General features: G+C 73.3%; 14 protein-coding genes. 12 read left to right on the top strand and 2 right to left on the bottom strand.

Annotated features, from left to right (window positions below):
* Window positions 1–178 precede the first annotated feature (178 nt).
* From queA to queG, 4 genes are read left to right on the top strand one after another with little or no spacing between them, the layout of a single operon-like run.
* A complete protein-coding gene (queA, locus tag FHS87_RS08995; protein WP_456306610.1) occupies window positions 179–1,252 on the top strand; it encodes a tRNA preQ1(34) S-adenosylmethionine ribosyltransferase-isomerase QueA in 1,074 nt (357 codons plus the stop codon).
* Complete coding sequence (gene tgt, locus FHS87_RS08990) at window positions 1,249–2,403, top strand: tRNA guanosine(34) transglycosylase Tgt (protein ID WP_184516616.1); 1,155 nt, start codon at window positions 1,249–1,251, stop codon at window positions 2,401–2,403. The genes queA and tgt overlap by 4 nt, the downstream gene beginning before the upstream one ends.
* A complete protein-coding gene (queF, locus tag FHS87_RS08985) occupies window positions 2,400–2,861 on the top strand; it encodes a preQ(1) synthase (RefSeq protein ID WP_221299718.1) in 462 nt (153 codons plus the stop codon). The genes tgt and queF overlap by 4 nt, the downstream gene beginning before the upstream one ends.
* Window positions 2,858–3,910, top strand: a complete 1,053-nt coding sequence (gene queG, locus FHS87_RS08980; RefSeq protein ID WP_184516613.1) for a tRNA epoxyqueuosine(34) reductase QueG — start codon at window positions 2,858–2,860, stop codon at window positions 3,908–3,910. The genes queF and queG overlap by 4 nt, the downstream gene beginning before the upstream one ends.
* Here queG and FHS87_RS08975 read toward each other — a convergent pair.
* Window positions 3,889–4,623 carry a GntR family transcriptional regulator gene (locus tag FHS87_RS08975; RefSeq protein WP_184516610.1) on the bottom strand — a complete coding sequence of 245 codons (735 nt, stop codon included), beginning with the start codon at window positions 4,621–4,623 and terminating at the stop codon, window positions 3,889–3,891. The genes queG and FHS87_RS08975 overlap by 22 nt on opposite strands.
* 731 nt (window positions 4,624–5,354) lie before the next feature.
* Here FHS87_RS08975 and FHS87_RS08970 point away from each other — a divergent pair.
* From FHS87_RS08970 to cueR, 7 genes are all read left to right on the top strand, one after another.
* A complete protein-coding gene (locus FHS87_RS08970) occupies window positions 5,355–6,101 on the top strand; it encodes a transglycosylase SLT domain-containing protein (RefSeq protein ID WP_312861938.1) in 747 nt (248 codons plus the stop codon).
* Between the two features lie 102 nt (window positions 6,102–6,203).
* Window positions 6,204–7,265 carry a ligase-associated DNA damage response exonuclease gene (locus FHS87_RS08965; protein ID WP_246418268.1) on the top strand — a complete coding sequence of 354 codons (1,062 nt, stop codon included), beginning with the start codon at window positions 6,204–6,206 and terminating at the stop codon, window positions 7,263–7,265.
* A gap of 94 nt (window positions 7,266–7,359) precedes the next feature.
* On the top strand, window positions 7,360–8,997 hold the full coding sequence (locus FHS87_RS08960) for a cisplatin damage response ATP-dependent DNA ligase (RefSeq protein ID WP_184516605.1): 1,638 nt from the start codon (window positions 7,360–7,362) through the stop codon (window positions 8,995–8,997).
* Between the two features lie 70 nt (window positions 8,998–9,067).
* Window positions 9,068–9,349, top strand: a complete 282-nt coding sequence (locus FHS87_RS08955) for a hypothetical protein (protein WP_184516602.1) — start codon at window positions 9,068–9,070, stop codon at window positions 9,347–9,349.
* The gene (locus FHS87_RS08950) at window positions 9,331–10,821 is read left to right on the top strand and encodes a methyl-accepting chemotaxis protein (protein WP_184516600.1); all 1,491 of its coding nucleotides are present in this window, start codon (window positions 9,331–9,333) and stop codon (window positions 10,819–10,821) included. Before FHS87_RS08955 ends, FHS87_RS08950 begins: the two co-directional genes overlap by 19 nt.
* 70 nt (window positions 10,822–10,891) lie before the next feature.
* On the top strand, window positions 10,892–13,336 hold the full coding sequence (locus FHS87_RS08945) for a heavy metal translocating P-type ATPase (protein WP_221299717.1): 2,445 nt from the start codon (window positions 10,892–10,894) through the stop codon (window positions 13,334–13,336).
* The gene (gene cueR / locus FHS87_RS08940) at window positions 13,333–13,725 is read left to right on the top strand and encodes a Cu(I)-responsive transcriptional regulator (RefSeq protein ID WP_184516592.1); all 393 of its coding nucleotides are present in this window, start codon (window positions 13,333–13,335) and stop codon (window positions 13,723–13,725) included. Before FHS87_RS08945 ends, cueR begins: the two co-directional genes overlap by 4 nt.
* A gap of 7 nt (window positions 13,726–13,732) precedes the next feature.
* Here cueR and FHS87_RS08935 read toward each other — a convergent pair whose 3' ends face one another.
* A complete protein-coding gene (locus FHS87_RS08935; protein ID WP_184516589.1) occupies window positions 13,733–14,704 on the bottom strand; it encodes a Gfo/Idh/MocA family protein in 972 nt (323 codons plus the stop codon).
* A 137-nt stretch (window positions 14,705–14,841) separates the two neighbouring features.
* On the opposite strand from FHS87_RS08935, the gene secD reads away from it, so the two are divergent.
* Window positions 14,842–16,449, top strand: coding sequence for a protein translocase subunit SecD (gene secD, locus FHS87_RS08930; protein ID WP_184516585.1), 1,608 nt, complete (start codon window positions 14,842–14,844; stop codon window positions 16,447–16,449).
* Window positions 16,450–16,454: the final 5 nt, after the last annotated feature.

Genomic DNA, 16,454 nt, shown 5'->3' with positions numbered 1-16,454 from the left:
TTCACCAATCGCTAACGATCTCTTTCCTGAGACATCCGCCGCCGGGCTTCAATACGAATCGGCATTAACTATTTTGAAATCTTTTGTTCCCCAAGCTTGCTCCCGCGGCCCGGAGCGGCTACCCGCCCCCGCCCCATCCGACGGCCCATCCCCCTTGCCTCCCCTCTCCGAACGTCCCCTGGCCACGTCCGACTTCGCCTTCGACCTGCCCGAGGCGCTGATCGCCCAGTCGCCCGCCCGCCCCCGGGATTCCGCGCGCCTCCTGCGGATCGGCGCGGCTCGGGAGGACCTCTCGGTCCGCGACCTGCCCGCGCTGCTCGGCCCGGGCGACCTGATGGTGGTCAACGACACCCGGGTGATCCCCGCGCGGCTGCGCGCCCGGCGCGGCGAGGCGCGGGTGGAGATCATGCTCAACCGCGCCGAGGCCGACGGCACCTGGCACGCGCTGGTCCGCAACGCCCGGCGGCTGCGCGCGGGCGACGTGCTCAGCATCGAGGGCGCGCCGGAGCTCGCCCCCCGCGTGGTGGACGCGCCCGAGGGCGGCGCCGTGCGGCTCGACTTCGGGCCGGACGGGGCGGCGCTGGCCGCGGCGCTGGAGCGGGCCGGGGAAATCCCCCTCCCCCCCTACATCGCCCGGCCGGAGGGCCCGCGCCCGGAGGACCGGGAGGACTACCAGCCGATCTTCGCCCGCGTGCCCGGCGCCGTCGCCGCCCCCACCGCCAGCCTTCACTTCACGCCGGCCCTGCTGGAGGCGCTTCAGGCGCGCGGGGTGGGCCGCACCACCCTCACCCTGCATGTCGGCGCCGGCACCTTCCTCCCCCTCCGCGGCGAGGACCCGCGCGCGCAGCGCCTCCACGCCGAGTGGGGCGAGGTGACGGAGAGGGCCGCCCGCGCGATCAACGAGACCCGCGCCAGGGGCGGCCGCGTCGTCGCCATCGGCACCACGGCGCTGCGCCTGCTGGAAACCGCGACGGGGAGCGACAACATCACCCGTCCCTTCCGGGGGCTGACCGACATCTTCCTCCTGCCCGGGCACCGTTTCCACGGCGCCGACCTCCTCCTCACCAACTTCCACCTGCCGCGGAGCACCCTGTTCATGCTCGTCTGCGCCTTCGGCGGCACCGAACGGATGCGCGCGGCCTATGCCCACGCCGTCGGGGCCGGCTACCGCTTCTACTCCTATGGCGACGCCTGCCTCATCGACCGCAACGACGCGGAGGCCGCGCCGGGCGGCGCAGGGGCGGGCGCGTGAACGGCCCGCTGAACTTCACCCTCCAGGCCCGGGACGGCGGTGCCCGCGCCGGCACGCTGCACACTGCCCATGGCGAGGTGCCCACCCCCGTCTTCATGCCCGTGGGCACCGCGGGCACGGTGAAGGCCATGACGGCGGACGCCGTGCGCGCCACCGGGGCGCGCATGGTGCTCGGCAACACCTATCACCTCATGCTGCGCCCCGGGGCCGAGCGCGTCGGCCGGCTGGGCGGGCTGCACCGGCTGATGGACTGGCACGGCCCCATCCTGACGGATTCCGGCGGCTTCCAGGTCATGTCGCTCGCCGGGCTGCGGAAGATGGACGCCGATGGCGTGACCTTCCAGAGCCATATCGACGGCAGCAGGCACCGGCTCACGCCCGAGCGCAGCATCGAGATCCAGCATCTCCTCGACGCCGATGTCACCATGTGCTTCGACGAGTGCACGCCCTTCCCCGCCACCCTCGAGGACGCGGCGAAGAGCATGCGCCTCTCGATGAAGTGGGCGGCCCGCTCGCGCGAGGCCTTCACGCCGCGCGGCGGCTACGGCCTCTTCGGCATCCAGCAGGGCAGCATCTTCGAGGACCTGCGGGCGGAGAGCGCGCGCGCCCTGACCGAGATCGGCTTCGAGGGCTACGCGATCGGCGGCCTCGCCGTGGGCGAGGGGCAGGCGGAGATGTTCCGCACCCTCGACTTCTCCGTCCCCATGCTGCCGCAGGACAAGCCGCGCTACCTCATGGGCGTCGGCACGCCGTCCGACATCATCGGCGCCGTCGCGCGCGGGGTGGACATGTTCGATTGCGTGATCCCCACGCGGTCGGGCCGCACCGGCCGCGCCTATACCAGCCGCGGCGTGCTGAACATGCGCAACGCGCGCCACGCCGAGGATGCGTCCAGCCTGGACCCGGAATGCGATTGTCCCGCCTGCACACGGCACTCGCGCGCCTATATCCATCACCTCATCAGGGCCGAGGAGATGCTCGGCCCGATGCTGCTGACCTGGCACAACATCCGCTACTACCAGACCCTCACGGCACGGCTCCGCGCCGCCATCCTGGAGGGTCGCTTCGAGGCCGAGGCCGCCGCCATCGCCGCGCGCTGGGAGAACGCCCCGCCGCCCGAGCCGCCCTCGCCGGAGGAGACAACATCATGAACCACGACGTATCCGGCCTGACCATGCTCGGCCGCAGCACCGCCCAGCCCGGCTCGCCCGAGGAGGCGGTGCTGGAGCGCGTGCCCAACCCGCATCCCGGCACCCACTACGTCGCCCGCTTCACCGCGCCGGAATTCACCAGCCTCTGCCCCATCACGGCGCAGCCGGATTTCGCGCATCTCGTGATCGACTACATCCCCGGGGACTGGCTGGTGGAGAGCAAGAGCCTGAAGCTCTACCTCACCTCCTTCCGCAACCACGGCGCCTTCCACGAGGCCTGCACGGTGGACATCGCCAAGCGGCTGGTGGAGTTGCTTGCCCCCGTCTGGCTCCGCATCGGCGGCTACTGGTATCCGCGCGGCGGCATCCCGATCGACGTCTTCTGGCAGACGGGCGCGCCGCCTACCGGTGCCTGGATTCCCGACCAGGGCGTCCCGCCCTATCGCGGCCGGGGATGAACGAGGCCGACCCGCGCGCGCTCATCCGCGACGAGGCCCTTCGCCTGGGCTTCGACGCGGTGGGCTTCGCGCGGGCGGAGCTCGGCCCGGAGGTGCGCGACCGCCTTGCCGATTTCCTGGCCGCCGGCATGCATGGCGAGATGGGATGGATGGAGGGCCGCGCCGAGCAGCGCGCCCATCCCCGGGCGCTGTGGCCGGAGGCGCTGTCGGTCGTCTCCCTCGGCCTCTCCTACGCGCCGGAGGACGACCCGCTCCGCTATCTCGAAATGCCCGATCGCGGCGCGATCAGCGTCTATGCCCGCCATCGGGACTACCATGACCTCGTGAAGTCGCGGCTGAAGGCGCTGGCGCGCTGGATGGTGGCGCGCTTCGCCGGGAGCGACGTAAAGGTCTTCGTGGACACCGCGCCGGTCTCGGAGAAGCCGCTGGCGCAGCAGGCGGGTCTCGGCTGGCAGGGCAAGCACACGAACCTCGTCTCCCGCGCGCACGGTTCCTGGCTCTTCCTCGGCGAGGTCTACACCACCCTCGCCCTGGAGCCCGATGCGCCGCATGCCGACCGCTGCGGCTCCTGCACGCGCTGCCAGGCTGCCTGCCCGACCGACGCCTTCCCCGCGCCCTACCGTCTCGATCCCCGGCGCTGCGTCTCCTACCTCACCATCGAGCATCGCGGCCCGATCCCGGAGGAGCTGCGCGCGCGCATGGGCAACCGGATCTATGGCTGCGACGACTGCCTCGCCGTCTGCCCCTGGAACCGCTTCGCGACGCCGACCACGGTGCCCGGGCTGGTCGCGCGGGAGGACCTCGTCGCGCCCCGCCTCGCGGAACTGGCGGCGCTGGACGACGCCGCCTTCCGCGCGCGCTTCTCCGGCTCTCCCATCAAGCGCGTGGGGCGCGGGCGCTTCGTGCGGAACGTGCTGAACGCCATCGGCAATTCGGGCGACGCGTCCCTGCTGCCGGTCGCGCTACGCCTTTCGGAGGACGAGGATCCCGTGGTGGCGGACAGCGCGCGCTGGGCCGCCGGCCGGCTTCAGACGATCTCCACGGCGTAGCGGTGCGCCCGCGTGTCGAGGCGGGACACGCGCAGCTCCACCGGGCGGCCGGCGGCATCGAAGGTCACGCGCTCGATCAGCAGCAGCGGCGCGCCGACGGGGCAGCCGAGCAAGGCCGCTTCCTCCTCGGTCGCCGAGGCGGCGGAGAGGTCCTCCTCGGCGCTCACCACGATGATGCCGTGGGCGTTGCGGTAGTGGACATAGATCTCGGCGCCGAGCTGCTTCGGAGCGAGCGGCAGCGAGAGGCCGGGGAACAGCGCCGCCGGCAGGGCGATCCGCTCCGCGATCCGGGGCTCGCCTTCCAGGTGGCGCCTGCGGTCGATGCGGTGGACCGCCTCGCCCGGGGAGAGCCGCAGGCGCGCGGCCTCTTCCGGCGTCGCGGGGCCGGTGGTCACGCCCGTGATGAAGCTCTCCGGCCGCACCGGCTTCCCCGCGAAGTTCCGCACGCGGAAGAAGAGGCCGAGCGCCTGCTGGCTCGTCTGCTGCGAGACGTAGGTGCCGCGCCCCTGGCGCCGCTCGATCAGGTGCCGCTGCTCCAGCCGGGCCAGCGCGCGGCGCAGCGTGCCGGCGGAGACGCCGAGCTCGGCCGCCAGTTCCGGCTCCGCGGGGATGGCCTGGCCGGACTTCCACTCGCCCGACACGATCCGCTCGTTCAGGATCGCCTCGACCTGGACATAGAGGGGGCGGGCGTCGGGCCGACGCAACTCGTTCAAGGGACGTTTCCGAAGGTGGTGACTCGGACGAGCCTATCACCGCGCGCCGAGTCAGGGCGAGAGCGCGTCGGAACCTCTCCTGCGGGAGCGCATGGGGCGATGCACGTCCGGGTGTTGTTTTTCCTTAAGGGTCTTGTGTCTTATACAAGACCGTGCAACACACTCCCCAGCCGCCGTCAAAGACGGGCCGGGTTTGGGGAAGGAAACGAAGAGACGGCGTTACCCGCCATGGGTTCCGCAGGATGCAATGCATCCCGGAACTGCGGGTAGCGCCGTCATCTTTTATTCCACCCCTGGTTTCCCCCTCCTCACCAGTTCGCCCCGCTACGCGCCTCGCTGGCGCGCGCTTGCGCATGCCCGCACGCTTCCGGCCGTTACTGTATTCACCAGTATCGAATCCTCCTTTCCAAGCCCATCTCAAGTACTCAATGCATACCGAATACTTCGTCGCCACCATACAACGAGACGTTATGGAATTACTGGCGCCGCACCGCCCGAGGACTTTCGTTTCGTCAACGCGTTATCATTGGCCGGAATGATCCGTCGGCCTTTTGGGTTGCGCTGACCTGCGTCTTGCTGGTACCGCATTTGCCATGACGTCCGCGCCCCGAATGTCGGCCCCCTCCGGCCGGCAGCTCAACGCGGCGTTCCCGTGCGCGATGCCGCGGAGCGCCCCTCCGACCCGAGCCGGGAGCCCTGCCCCTCGACGCCCTCGTGGCGTCGTCCGGGCCGTGCTCGCCTCGACCCTCGTCCTCAGCCTCGGCTCCCTCGCGGCGGGCTGCGCGACGGCCGAGGATAGTTCCCAATTCGCCGCCGAGGCAGGCGGTCTCTCCAACGCCTCGCCCGATCCGACGATGGCGGACCGGGCCGGTGACGGGCTGGCGCCCGGCATCATCCTGGCCAGCACCAGCCAGCCCAACCGCACGGGAGCCCGCCCCGCGGTCGAGCGCCGGGACATCAACAGCCCCCGCGCGGCCTGCCTCGACGCCGTTCGTCAGGCCGAGCGCGCCCATAACATCCCGGACGGGCTGATGGTGGCCGTGGCCCTGGCCGAATCCGGCCTGCACGCCCATGCGATGAACATCGGCGGCCGGGCCGTCTTCCCCGAGAGCACGGAGGAGGCGCGGCGGATCTACCGCGCCGCCCGGCCGAACCAGTACGTCATGGCGGGCTGCGTGCAGGTGAACGCCCGCGTTCATGCCCGCAACTCCGACTGGCCGCTGGACCCCTGGCGGGCGGCCGACTGGGGCGCCTCCTACCTCCGGGGCCACTTCGAGAGGCTGGGCAACTGGGCGGACGCGATCCGCCGCTGGAACGGCGGCGGCGCCTCCGGCGACCGGCTGGCCTGCCGCGTCCAGGCGAAGCTGCAGGTGACGAATCCGGGCAGCGGCGCGCTCGGCAACGCGCGTTGCAGTGGCGGCGCCCGCGAGCGGCGCGACGGCGAGGCCCTGCTGGAGATCGCCGAGGCGGCGGAGTAGCGCTTCCCCTCCCGGATGGCGGAGGGGGTCGGGCGCGCGCCGATCCTTTTCAGATCCGGCCGGCGCGGCCATCTCCCCGCCATGCCCCATCCCGAGACCTGGATGACCGTGACGCCCCTCGGCCTCTTCTGCGAGCCGGGGGGCTTCTACATCGACCCCTCCCGCCCCGTGGACCGGGCCGTCGTCAGCCACGGCCATGCCGACCATGCCCGGCCCGGCCACCGCGCCGTCCTGGCCACGCCGGACACGCTGGCCATCATGCGCGCCCGCTTCGGCGAGGACCGCGCCGGCGATGTGCAGCAGCCCCTGGGCTATGGGGAGAGCGTCACGGTGAACGGGGTCCGCATCACCCTCCTCCCGGCCGGGCACGTCCTCGGCTCGGCCCAGGTCGCGCTGGAGTGGCGCGGGAGCCGGATCGTGGTCTCCGGCGACTACAAGCGCCGGCGAGACCCGACCTGCGCGGGCTTCGAGGTGATGGAGTGCGACGTCTTCGTCACCGAGGCGACCTTCGCCCTCCCCGTCTTCCGCCACCCCCCGGACTCGCACGAGATCCGGCGGCTGCTGGACAGCGTGGCCCTCTTTCCCGAGCGCGCGCATGTCGTCGGCGCCTATGCCCTGGGGAAGACGCAGCGGATCATCGCCCTGTTGCGGGAGGCCGGCTGGGACCGGCCGGTCTATCTCCATGGCGCCGTGGAGAAGCTTTGCACCCTTTACGAATCGCTCGGCGTGCCGCTGGGCGACCTGCGCCCCGTGCCAAAGGGGCTGAAGCGCGGCCATCCGCCGATCCTGGCGGGGGAGATCGTGCTCGCCCCTCCCTCGGCCGAGGCCACGCCCTGGGCGCGGCGCCTGGCCGATCCCGTCACCTGCGCCGCCTCGGGCTGGATGACGGTGCGCCAGCGCGCGAAGCTGCGCGGGGTGGAGCTGCCCCTGATCGTCTCCGACCACGCCGACTGGGACGAGCTGCTGGAGACGATAGAGGAGGTCCGCGCCCCCGAGATCTGGGTGACGCATGGGCGGGACGACGCGTTGGTCCATGCGCTCTCCCTCCGCGGCATCCGCGGCCGCGCCCTGCACCTCGTCGGCCGCGGGGACGAAGAGGACGAGGGTGCCCCCGAGGCACCCAGCACCGAGGAGGAGGCCGACAAGGCCCGGGGGGCGCATTGAGCGCCGCACCGGAGGCGCATCGACCCGTTGCGCCGGAGCTTCGCGTGGGCATCGCCCTGGAGGCGCGCGGCCCGGGATCACCGGAGACCCGCCGATGAGCGTGCAGGCCTTCGCCGATCTGCTGGAGCGGCTCGTCTTCACCCCCGGGCGCAACGCCAAGATCGCCCTCATCCGGCGCTGGTTCGCCGAGCAGCCGGACCCGGACCGGGGCGTCGGCCTCGCCGCGCTGACGGGGGAGCTGGCCTTCACCGCCGCCAAGCCGTCGATCGTGCGCGACCTCGTGGCGAGCCGGGTGGACCCCGTGCTGCTCGCCCTCTCCCACGACTATGTGGGCGACCTCGCCGAGACCGTCGCCCTCATCTGGCCCGCGCGGGAGGGGGTGAACGCCCCCCCGCCCGCCCTCTCCGAGGTGGTGGAGGGGCTGGAGCTGGCCTCGCGCGCCGAGGTTCCGGCGCTGCTGGAGGGGTGGCTGGACACGCTGGACGCGGGCGGCCGCCTCGCCCTCATCAAGCTCGTCACCGGCGGGCTGCGCGTCGGCGCCTCCGCGCGGCTGGCCAAGACGGCGCTGGCCGAGTGGGCGGGGCAGGATGTGAGCGAGATCGAGGAGGTCTGGCACGGCGTCGCGCCGCCCTACATCCCGCTCTTCCGCTGGCTGGAGGGCACGGGGCCGCGGCCGGACGCGGCCGGCGCCCCCGTCTTTCGCCCGCTCATGCTCGCCCATCCGCTGGAGGCGCCGCCCGACATCGCGGCGGTGGAGGCGGCGCCGAACGACTGGCGGGCGGAGTGGAAGTGGGACGGCATCCGCGTCCAGCTCACCGCCGGCCCCGGCGGGCGGCGACTCTGGTCCCGCACGGGGGAGGACATCTCCGGCGCCTTCCCCGAGATCGCGGAGGCGATGGACTTCCACGCCGTGCTCGACGGCGAGCTGCTGGTGATCCGGGACGGGCCGGATGGCGGGCGGGTGGCCCCCTTCTCCGACCTGCAGCAGCGGCTGAACCGCAAGGTGATCGGCCCGAAGCTGATGCGGGACTACCCCGTCGCCGTCCGCCTCTACGACCTCCTGCTCGACGGGGAGGAGGATCTGCGCGCCCTGCCCTTCGATGCCAGGCGCGCGCGGCTGGAGGCCTGGGTCGCCCGCCACGCGCCCGCGCGGATGGACCTCTCGGAGATGATCCGCTTCGCCAGCCTCGACGACCTCTCCGCCCTGCGCGACACGGCGCGGGAGGCCTCGATCGAGGGGCTGATGATCAAGCGCGCCGACAGCCCCTACCTGCCCGGCCGGGTGAAGGGTCTCTGGTGGAAGTGGAAGCGCGCCCCGCTCTCGGTGGACGCGGTGCTGATGTATGCCCAGCGCGGCCACGGCAAGCGCAGCAGCTACTACAGCGACTACACCTTCGGCCTCTGGCGCACGAACCCCGGCGGCACGCGGGAGCTGGTGCCCGTCGGCAAGGCCTATTCCGGCTTCACGGACCAGGAGCTGATCTTCCTCGACCGCTGGGTCCGCAACCACACCACCGGGCGGTTCGGCCCGGTGCGGGAGGTGGAGAAGAGCTTCGTGCTGGAGGTGATCTTCGATGCCGCGCAGCTCTCCTCCCGCCACCGCTCGGGGGTGGCCATGCGCTTCCCCCGCATCGCGCGGCTCCGCCAGGACAAGCCGGCGGAGGAGGCGGACGCGCTGGAGACCCTGATGGCGATGGTGGAGAACCGGGCGGGCGGGCCGCGGGAGGTCTGATCCCGCGCCCCGTTCCGGCACCGGGCAGGCGTTTACGAACGCTTCATTAAACGAGCGTCATACGCCCGTCATGCGCGTCCGAGACCTCGCTCCCGCCGCCCTCCTGCTCGCCCTCTCCACAGTCCCCCTCGCCGCCGCGAGGCTGGCCCCCGTGGCGGGCGTGCCGGTCCTGGTGCGGCTGGGCGCGGATGGCCTCGCCCCGCTCGGCGATCCGGCCCTGTCCGGCATCGCCCTGGTTTCCCTCCCCGCGCCGGGCCTCGCCGTGCTGAGCGGCGACCTCGCGCTCATCCGCTCCGCTTTCGGCCCCGGCCTGGCCTGGAAAGAGAAGACACCGTGCTCTCCCAATTCCTGACGACCGCGGACGGGGTCCGCATCCGCGCCCTGCGCCGCGCGGCGGAGCGCGCGATCCTCGCCGCGCTCCTCCTGCACGGCCCGGCGCTGCTCGCCTCGGGCCTTCTCGCCGGCGGGGAATTCCGCCTGCCCCTGCTGATCTGGGCCGGCATCGCGGCGGTGGCGGGCCTCGCCCATCTGTGCAGCCCGGGCACGGCGGCGACGCGGATCACGCTCTCCGTCGGCCTCTGCCTCATGCCCGCCCTTCTCATCGAGGAGCTGGCCGGGCATCCCTGGCAGTCGGACGGGCACATGTACTTCTTCGCGCTGCTCGCCGTGAGTGCCCTCATGCTGGATGCGGGCGCGGTGCTGGCCGGAACGGTGGCAATCGCGCTGCACCACCTCGTCCTCAACTACGCCATGCCCTACCTCGTCTTTCCCGGCGGCGGGGATCTCGGGCGCGTGGTGTTCCACGCCGTGATCGTGATCTTCGAGGCGGCGGCCCTCTGCTGGCTCTGCCAGCAGGCCACGAGTGCGATCGGCCAGGCCGAGAGCTCCGCGGCGGAGATCGAGCGCCTGGCCTCCGCGCGGGAAGCGGAGCGGGCCGAGGCGGAGGCGCATGCCGCCGCGCAGCGACGGGCGGCCGCGCTCTCCATGGCCTCTGAGCTGGACCGCTCGCTCGGAAGCATCGCGGGCGCCCTCTCCGAATCGTCGCAGCGCCTCGGCGGCTCGGCGGACGCGCTCTCCGCCTCGGCCGAGCGCATGGTCGCGCAGGCGGAGGCCGCCGCCACCGACACGCGGGAGGCGAGCGCGGGCGTGGGCACCGTCGCCGCCGCGGCGGAGGAGATGATCGCGACGGTTGAGGAGATCACCCGCCGCGTCGCCGAGACCGCCGCCATCGCGGGAAGCGCCGTGGCCGAGATCCGCGCCACCGATGAGACCGTGCGCCAGCTCTCCGAAGGGGCGGAGCGGATCGGCAGCGTCGTCGCGCTGATCGCCCAGATCGCGGGGCAGACGAACCTCCTCGCCCTCAACGCGACGATCGAGGCGGCGCGCGCCGGGGATGCCGGCAAGGGCTTCGCCGTGGTCGCCTCGGAGGTGAAGACGCTCGCCTCCCGCACGGCGACCGCGACGAGCGAGATCGGGGAGCAGGTCGCCCTCATGCAGGCGGTGACGGCGCGCGCGGTCACGGCCATCCAGGGCATCGGCGGCACGGTGGAGCGCACGAGCGAGATCGCGACCGCCATCGCCGCCGCCGTGGAGCAGCAGGGCGCGGCCACGCGCGAGGTGAGCCGCGCGGCGCAGGAGGTCGCGGCGGGGACGGGGCGCGTCTCGGCGAGCGTCGCCGATGTCAGCGCCTCCGCGCAGGGCAACGGCGAGGCGGTGGACGGCGTGCGGGCCTCCAGCCGCGATGTCGCGCTGCAGGGCGAGGCGCTGCGGGCCGAGGTCAACCTCCTGGCGGAGCGGCTGCGGCGCCAGGGGGAGGCGGCCTGAGAGGGGCCTCCCCCCTTGACCTTCCCATGATGGGAAGCACCATCTGGACGGGCAGCGAAGGATGCCCGCGATGCCCGTTGCCGAAGCCAGCCGCCTGACCCTGCCCGTCGAGGGCATGCATTGCGCCGGATGCGCCGGGAAGGTGGAGCGCGCCCTCGCGGCCCTGCCCGGCGTTTCCGGCGCGGCCGTGAACCTCGCCACCCACCGCGTGACGGTGGAGGGAGAGGCGCTGGACGCCGAGGCGCTGCGGGACGCCATCTCCCGCGCCGGCTTCGCCTCGCCCGAGGAGGCGACGGAGATCGGCGTCGAGGGGATGAGCTGCGCCGCCTGCGCCGGCCGGGTGGAGCGCGCGCTCGCCGCCCTGCCCGGGGTGAACGCGGCGGTCGTGAACCTCGCCACCCGCCGCGCCACGGTGCGCCACGCGCCAGGGGCGGTGGACCGGCCCGCGCTGGAGGCGGCGGTCCGCGCCGCAGGCTACCAGCCCGCGCCCGAGGCGGCGGAGCCCTCGCCCGGCGACGACACCCCCTCTGCCGCATCGCCCGACCATCACGCCGCCCCGCCCGTGCGCGGCGAGGAGGCGGGGCTGCGGCGCGATGCGATCGTCGCGCTCCTCCTCGCCGCGCCGCTCTTCCTGGTGGAGATGGGCGGGCATCTCCTGCCCGCGCTTCACCACGCCGTCGGCGGGCCGGCCTGGAACTGGACGCAACTCGCCCTGGCCACGGCGGCGATGTTCGGCCCGGGCCTGCGCTTCCACCGTACGGGCTGGCCGGCCCTGTTCCGCGGCGGGCCGGAGATGAACAGCCTCGTCGCCCTCGGGACGCTGGCGGCCTGGGGATACTCGGCGGTGGTTCTCCTCGCGCCGGGCCTCGTGCCGGAGACGCAGCGGCACCTCTATTTCGAAGCCTCGGCGGTGATCGTCGCGCTCGTGCTCCTCGGCCGCTGGCTGGAGGCGCGCTCCCGCGGCCGGGCCTCGGCCGCCATCCGCCGCCTGCTGGACCTCCAGCCCCCGACCGCACGGGTGGAGCGCGGCGGCCGCGAGGAGGAGATCCCCGCCGCCGCCCTGCGAGTGGGCGACGTGCTGCGCCTGCGCCCGGGCGAGCGCGTGCCGACCGACGCGCTCGTGCTGGAGGGCGAGAGCCATATCGATGAATCCATGGTCACGGGCGAATCCATTCCCGTGCGGCGCGGCCCCGGGGAGGCCGTGGTCGGCGGCACGGTGAACGGGGCGGGCTCCCTCCGCCTGCGTGCCACGGCCGTGGGCTCGGCCACGGTGCTGGCCCGGATCACGCGGCTGGTGGAGGAGGCGCAGGGCGGCAAGCTGCCCATCCAGGCCCTGGCGGACCGGGTGACGCGCTGGTTCGTGCCGGCGGTGATGGCGCTCGCGGCCCTCACCTTCCTCGGCTGGCTGCTCCTCGCGGGCGGGGTGGCGGAGGCGCTGGTCGCGGCGGTGTCCGTGCTCATCATCGCCTGTCCCTGCGCGATGGGGCTTGCGACGCCGGTCGCGGTCATGGTCGGCACCGGGCGCGGGGCGGAGCTGGGCGTGCTGTTCCGCCGGGGCGCCGCGCTCCAGGCGCTGCGGGACGTGACGGTGGTCGCCATGGACAAGACCGGCACGCTCACCGAGGGCCGCCCGGCCCTGACCGACCTCATCCCCGCCCCCGGCTTCGACAAGGCCACCCTCCTCCCCCTCATCGCCGGTGCCGAATCCGGCAGCGAGCACCCTGTGGCGCGTGCGATCCGGGAGGCGGCGACGGAGCGCGGCCTCCCCGTGCCGGCGGCGAGCGGCTTCCAGGCCCTGCCCGGCATGGGGCTGCGGGCGGGCGTGGGCGGGCATCGCGTGGAGGTCGGGGCGGACCGCTTCATGGCGGCGCTCGGCCTCGAGGTGGCGCCCTTCGCGGCGGAGGCGGCGCGGCTGGCCGATGCCGGCCGCACGCCGGTCTATGCGGCGGTTGATGGCCGGCTCGCCGGCATTCTCGCGGTCGCCGACCCCGTGCGCCCGACGGCGGCCCCTGCCCTCTCCGCCCTTCGCGCCATGGGCCTGCGCCTGGCCATGGTGAGCGGCGACAACCGCCGCACCGCCGAGGCGGTCGCCCGCCCCCTCGGGATCGGCGAGGTGAGGGCGGAAGTGCTGCCCGAGGGCAAGGTGGAGGCGGTGCGCGGCCTGCGCGGCGCCGGGCGCCTCGCCTTCGTCGGGGACGGCATCAACGACGCCCCGGCCCTGGCCGCCGCCGATGTCGGCATCGCCATCGGCACGGGGACGGATGTGGCGATCGAGAGCGCCGATGTCGTGCTCATCTCCGGCGACCCGCGCGGGGTGCCGACCGCGGTCGCCCTCAGCCGCGCGACGCTGGCCAACATTCGGCAGAACCTGTTCTGGGCCTTCGCCTACAACGTGGTCCTGATCCCCGTAGCCATGGCCGGGCTGCTCTCCCCGATGCTGGCCGCGGCGGCGATGGGGCTGTCGAGCGTCTTCGTCGTGGGCAACGCGCTCCGGCTCCGGAGCTTCGAGGCATGAGGATCGGGGAGGCGGCCGAGGCCTCCGGCGTCTCGGCCAAAATGATCCGGCATTACGAGGCGGTGGGTCTGCTGCCCGCCGCCGCCCGGCGGGATTCCGGCTATCGCGACTATGGCGAGGGGGATGTCCACGCGCTCCGCTTCATCCGCCGCGCGCGGGACCTCGGCTTCTCCCTGGCCGAGATCGCGGGGCTGCTCGCCCTCTGGGGGGACCGCAACAGGGCGAGCGCGGAGGTGAAGCGCGTGGCGCTCGCCCATGTGGAGGCGCTGGAGGCGAAGGCGCGGGACCTCTCGGCCATGGCCGCCACGCTGCGCCACCTCGCCGCCCACTGCCACGGCGACGCGCGGCCCGACTGCCCGATCCTGGAGGAACTCGCCGGGGGCCGCTGAGGCGGCCTCAGCCCGGGAGCGCCGCCTCCAGCGAGGCGCGCACTGCCGCTTCCACCCGCAGCGCGGCATCCAGGGCGGCGCGGCCTGCGGTCCCATCGGCCTCCACCGGCGCGCCGTCGAGGCAGGCCGCGGCGAAGGAGGCGTGCTCGGCCTCCAGGCTGTCGCTCTCGGCCCAGGCAGTGCGGGAGAGGCCGTGGCCGGGGACCTCCTCCAGCGCCTCGCCCTCCCCCTTCCGGACGAGGATCATCTCGCGCTTCAGGTGATCGAGGTTGAGGTAGCCCTCGCTCCCGAAGAGGCGCAGCCGGCGCTCCATGTGCAGCGAGACGCGGCTGGCGGTGATGGTGGCGGCGGCGCCGTTGCCGAAGCGCAGCCGGGCATTGGCGATGTCGATGGTGGGCGAGGCAATGCTGGCCCCCACCGCGTCCACCCCGACCAGCGGGCTGCCCGCCAGGGCGAGGGCGAGGTCGAGGTCGTGGATCATGAGGTCCAGCACCACCGAAACGTCCAGGCTCCGCGGGCGGAAGGGGGCGATGCGGATCGCCTCCATATACAGCGGCCGCCCGATCTGGGCCGCGAGCCCGCCCTCCTGCCGAAGGGCACGCATTCCGCCGGAGAAGCGTTCGAGCTGCCCGACCTGGAGGACCACCCCCTTGGCACGGGCGAGGGCGACGAGGTCGTCCGCCTGCTCCAGCGTAGCGGCGATGGGCTTCTCCACCAGCACGTGCCGGCCCGCGGACAGGGCCGCATGGGCGAGGCCGTGGTGGAAGGCGGTAGGGGCGGCGACGATGACGGCATCCGCGCGGCCGATCACCTCCTCGGCCGACAGGGCGGGGCAGCTGGCCTCCCCGGCCACCAGGGCGGCGCGCTCGGGGCTGGCGTCGTGCAGGCCGATGAACTCGAAGCGCGGCCCCTTGGCGGCTTTCAGCGCGTGGAACCGGCCGAAATGCCCGGCGCCCAGGATGCCAAGACGGAGCCGCATGGTGACGTTGATCCCTTCGTAACCGCGCGGCCTGTAGCAGGGAAGCGCAAGGGTTGCATCGGGGGCGGCCGGGCCGCATGTTCCGGCCCTGTTTCCAGGGCATAACGCCAGTTAATTGACGGGGGGCCGAAAAGGCCATGCTGTACTTCGCGCGGTGGAAGGTCGCCGCGATCCTCGGCGTCATCGCCCTGGGCCTGCTTCTCTGCGTCCCGAACCTCGTCCCCCGCTCGGCCCTGCCGGGATGGGCGGCGCGGGGGATCTCGCTCGGCCTCGACCTCCGTGGCGGGTCCTACCTCCTGCTGGAGGTGGACATGAACGCGGTGGTGCGGGAACGGGTGGAGAGCCTCACGGACGCCGCCCGGACCCGGCTGCGGCAGGGGAATATCGGCTACCTCAACCTGGCCGGGGACCCGAACAACCGGCGCCTGTCCCTCCGCGTGCGCGATCCCGCCCAGGCCGAGGCCGCGGCGGCGCAGCTGCGCGAGCTGGCCATCCCCGTCCCCGTGCGCGGCTCCGCCACCGGGGTGACCGAGCCCGACATCGCTGTGGCCACGAACCCCGACGGCACGGTGACCGCTACCCTGTCGGACGCCGCACTCGTGGCGCGGGCGGGCGGGGCGGTGGAGCAGTCCATCGAGATCGTCCGCCGCCGCATCGACGAGACCGGCGTGGCCGAGGCGCTGATCGCCCGCCAGGGGCAGAACCGCATCCTCGTCCAGCTCCCCGGCGTCGAGGACCCCAACCGCATCAAGGACCTGCTGGGCCGCACCGCCCGCATGACCTTCCACCTGCTGGACGAGAACGCGAACCCGAATGCCGGCGGCGCCCCGCCCCCGGGGGTGCAGTTCCTGGCCGGCGAGGAGCGGGGCGGGCAGCTTCCCGGCCGCTACGCCGTGCGCCGCCGCGTGGAGGTGGACGGCGCCAACCTCTCCGATGCCCGCGCGGGGCAGGACAGCCGCAACGGCGAGTGGGTGGTGAACTTCACCTTCGATTCCGTCGGCACCCGCCGCTTCGCCGAGGTGACGCGCCAGAACGTCGGCCGGCCCTTCGCCATCGTGCTGGACGAAAAGGTGATCACCGCCCCCGTCATCCGCGAGCCCATCACGGGTGGGCGCGGGCAGATCTCGGGCAGCTTCAACGCCCGCACGGCGAATGACGTGGCCGTGCTGCTGCGCGCCGGCGCCCTCCCCGCCCCGCTCACGGTGGTGGAGGAGCGGACGGTCGGGCCCGAGCTGGGGGCGGACGCCATCCGGGCGGGGATGCTCTCCCTCGCAGCCGGCGCGGCTTTCGTCTTCCTCTACATGGGCTTCGCCTACGGGCTGCTCGGCTGGTTCGCCAATATCGCGCTGCTCGTGAATATCCTGCTGATGATCGGCGCCCTCTCGCTGCTCCAGGCGACGCTGACCCTGCCCGGCATCGCGGGCATCGTGCTCACCCTCGGCACGGCGCTCGACGCCAACATCCTGATCAACGAGCGCATCCGCGAGGAAACGCGGGCGGGGCGCACGCCGATCCAGGCTCTGGAGGCTGGCTTCACCAAGGCCTCCGGCACCATCATGGACAGCAACCTGACCAACCTGATCGCCATGGTCTGCCTCTACGCCTTCGGCTCCGGCCCGGTGAAGGGCTTCGCCGTCACGGTCGCCATCGGCACGATCGTGCAGATGTGGACCGCCACCACCCTCGTCCGCCTGCTCGTCTCCTGGTGGTACCGCGCGCGCCGCCCGCGCGAGCTGCCGGTCTGAGAGGG

It is taken from the genome of Muricoccus pecuniae (assembly GCF_014199205.1).
GTDB lineage: Bacteria > Pseudomonadota > Alphaproteobacteria > Acetobacterales > Acetobacteraceae > Roseomonas > Roseomonas pecuniae.
The sequence above is the reverse complement of the archived record's forward strand: the minus strand, read 5'-3'. Positions and strand labels throughout refer to the sequence as shown.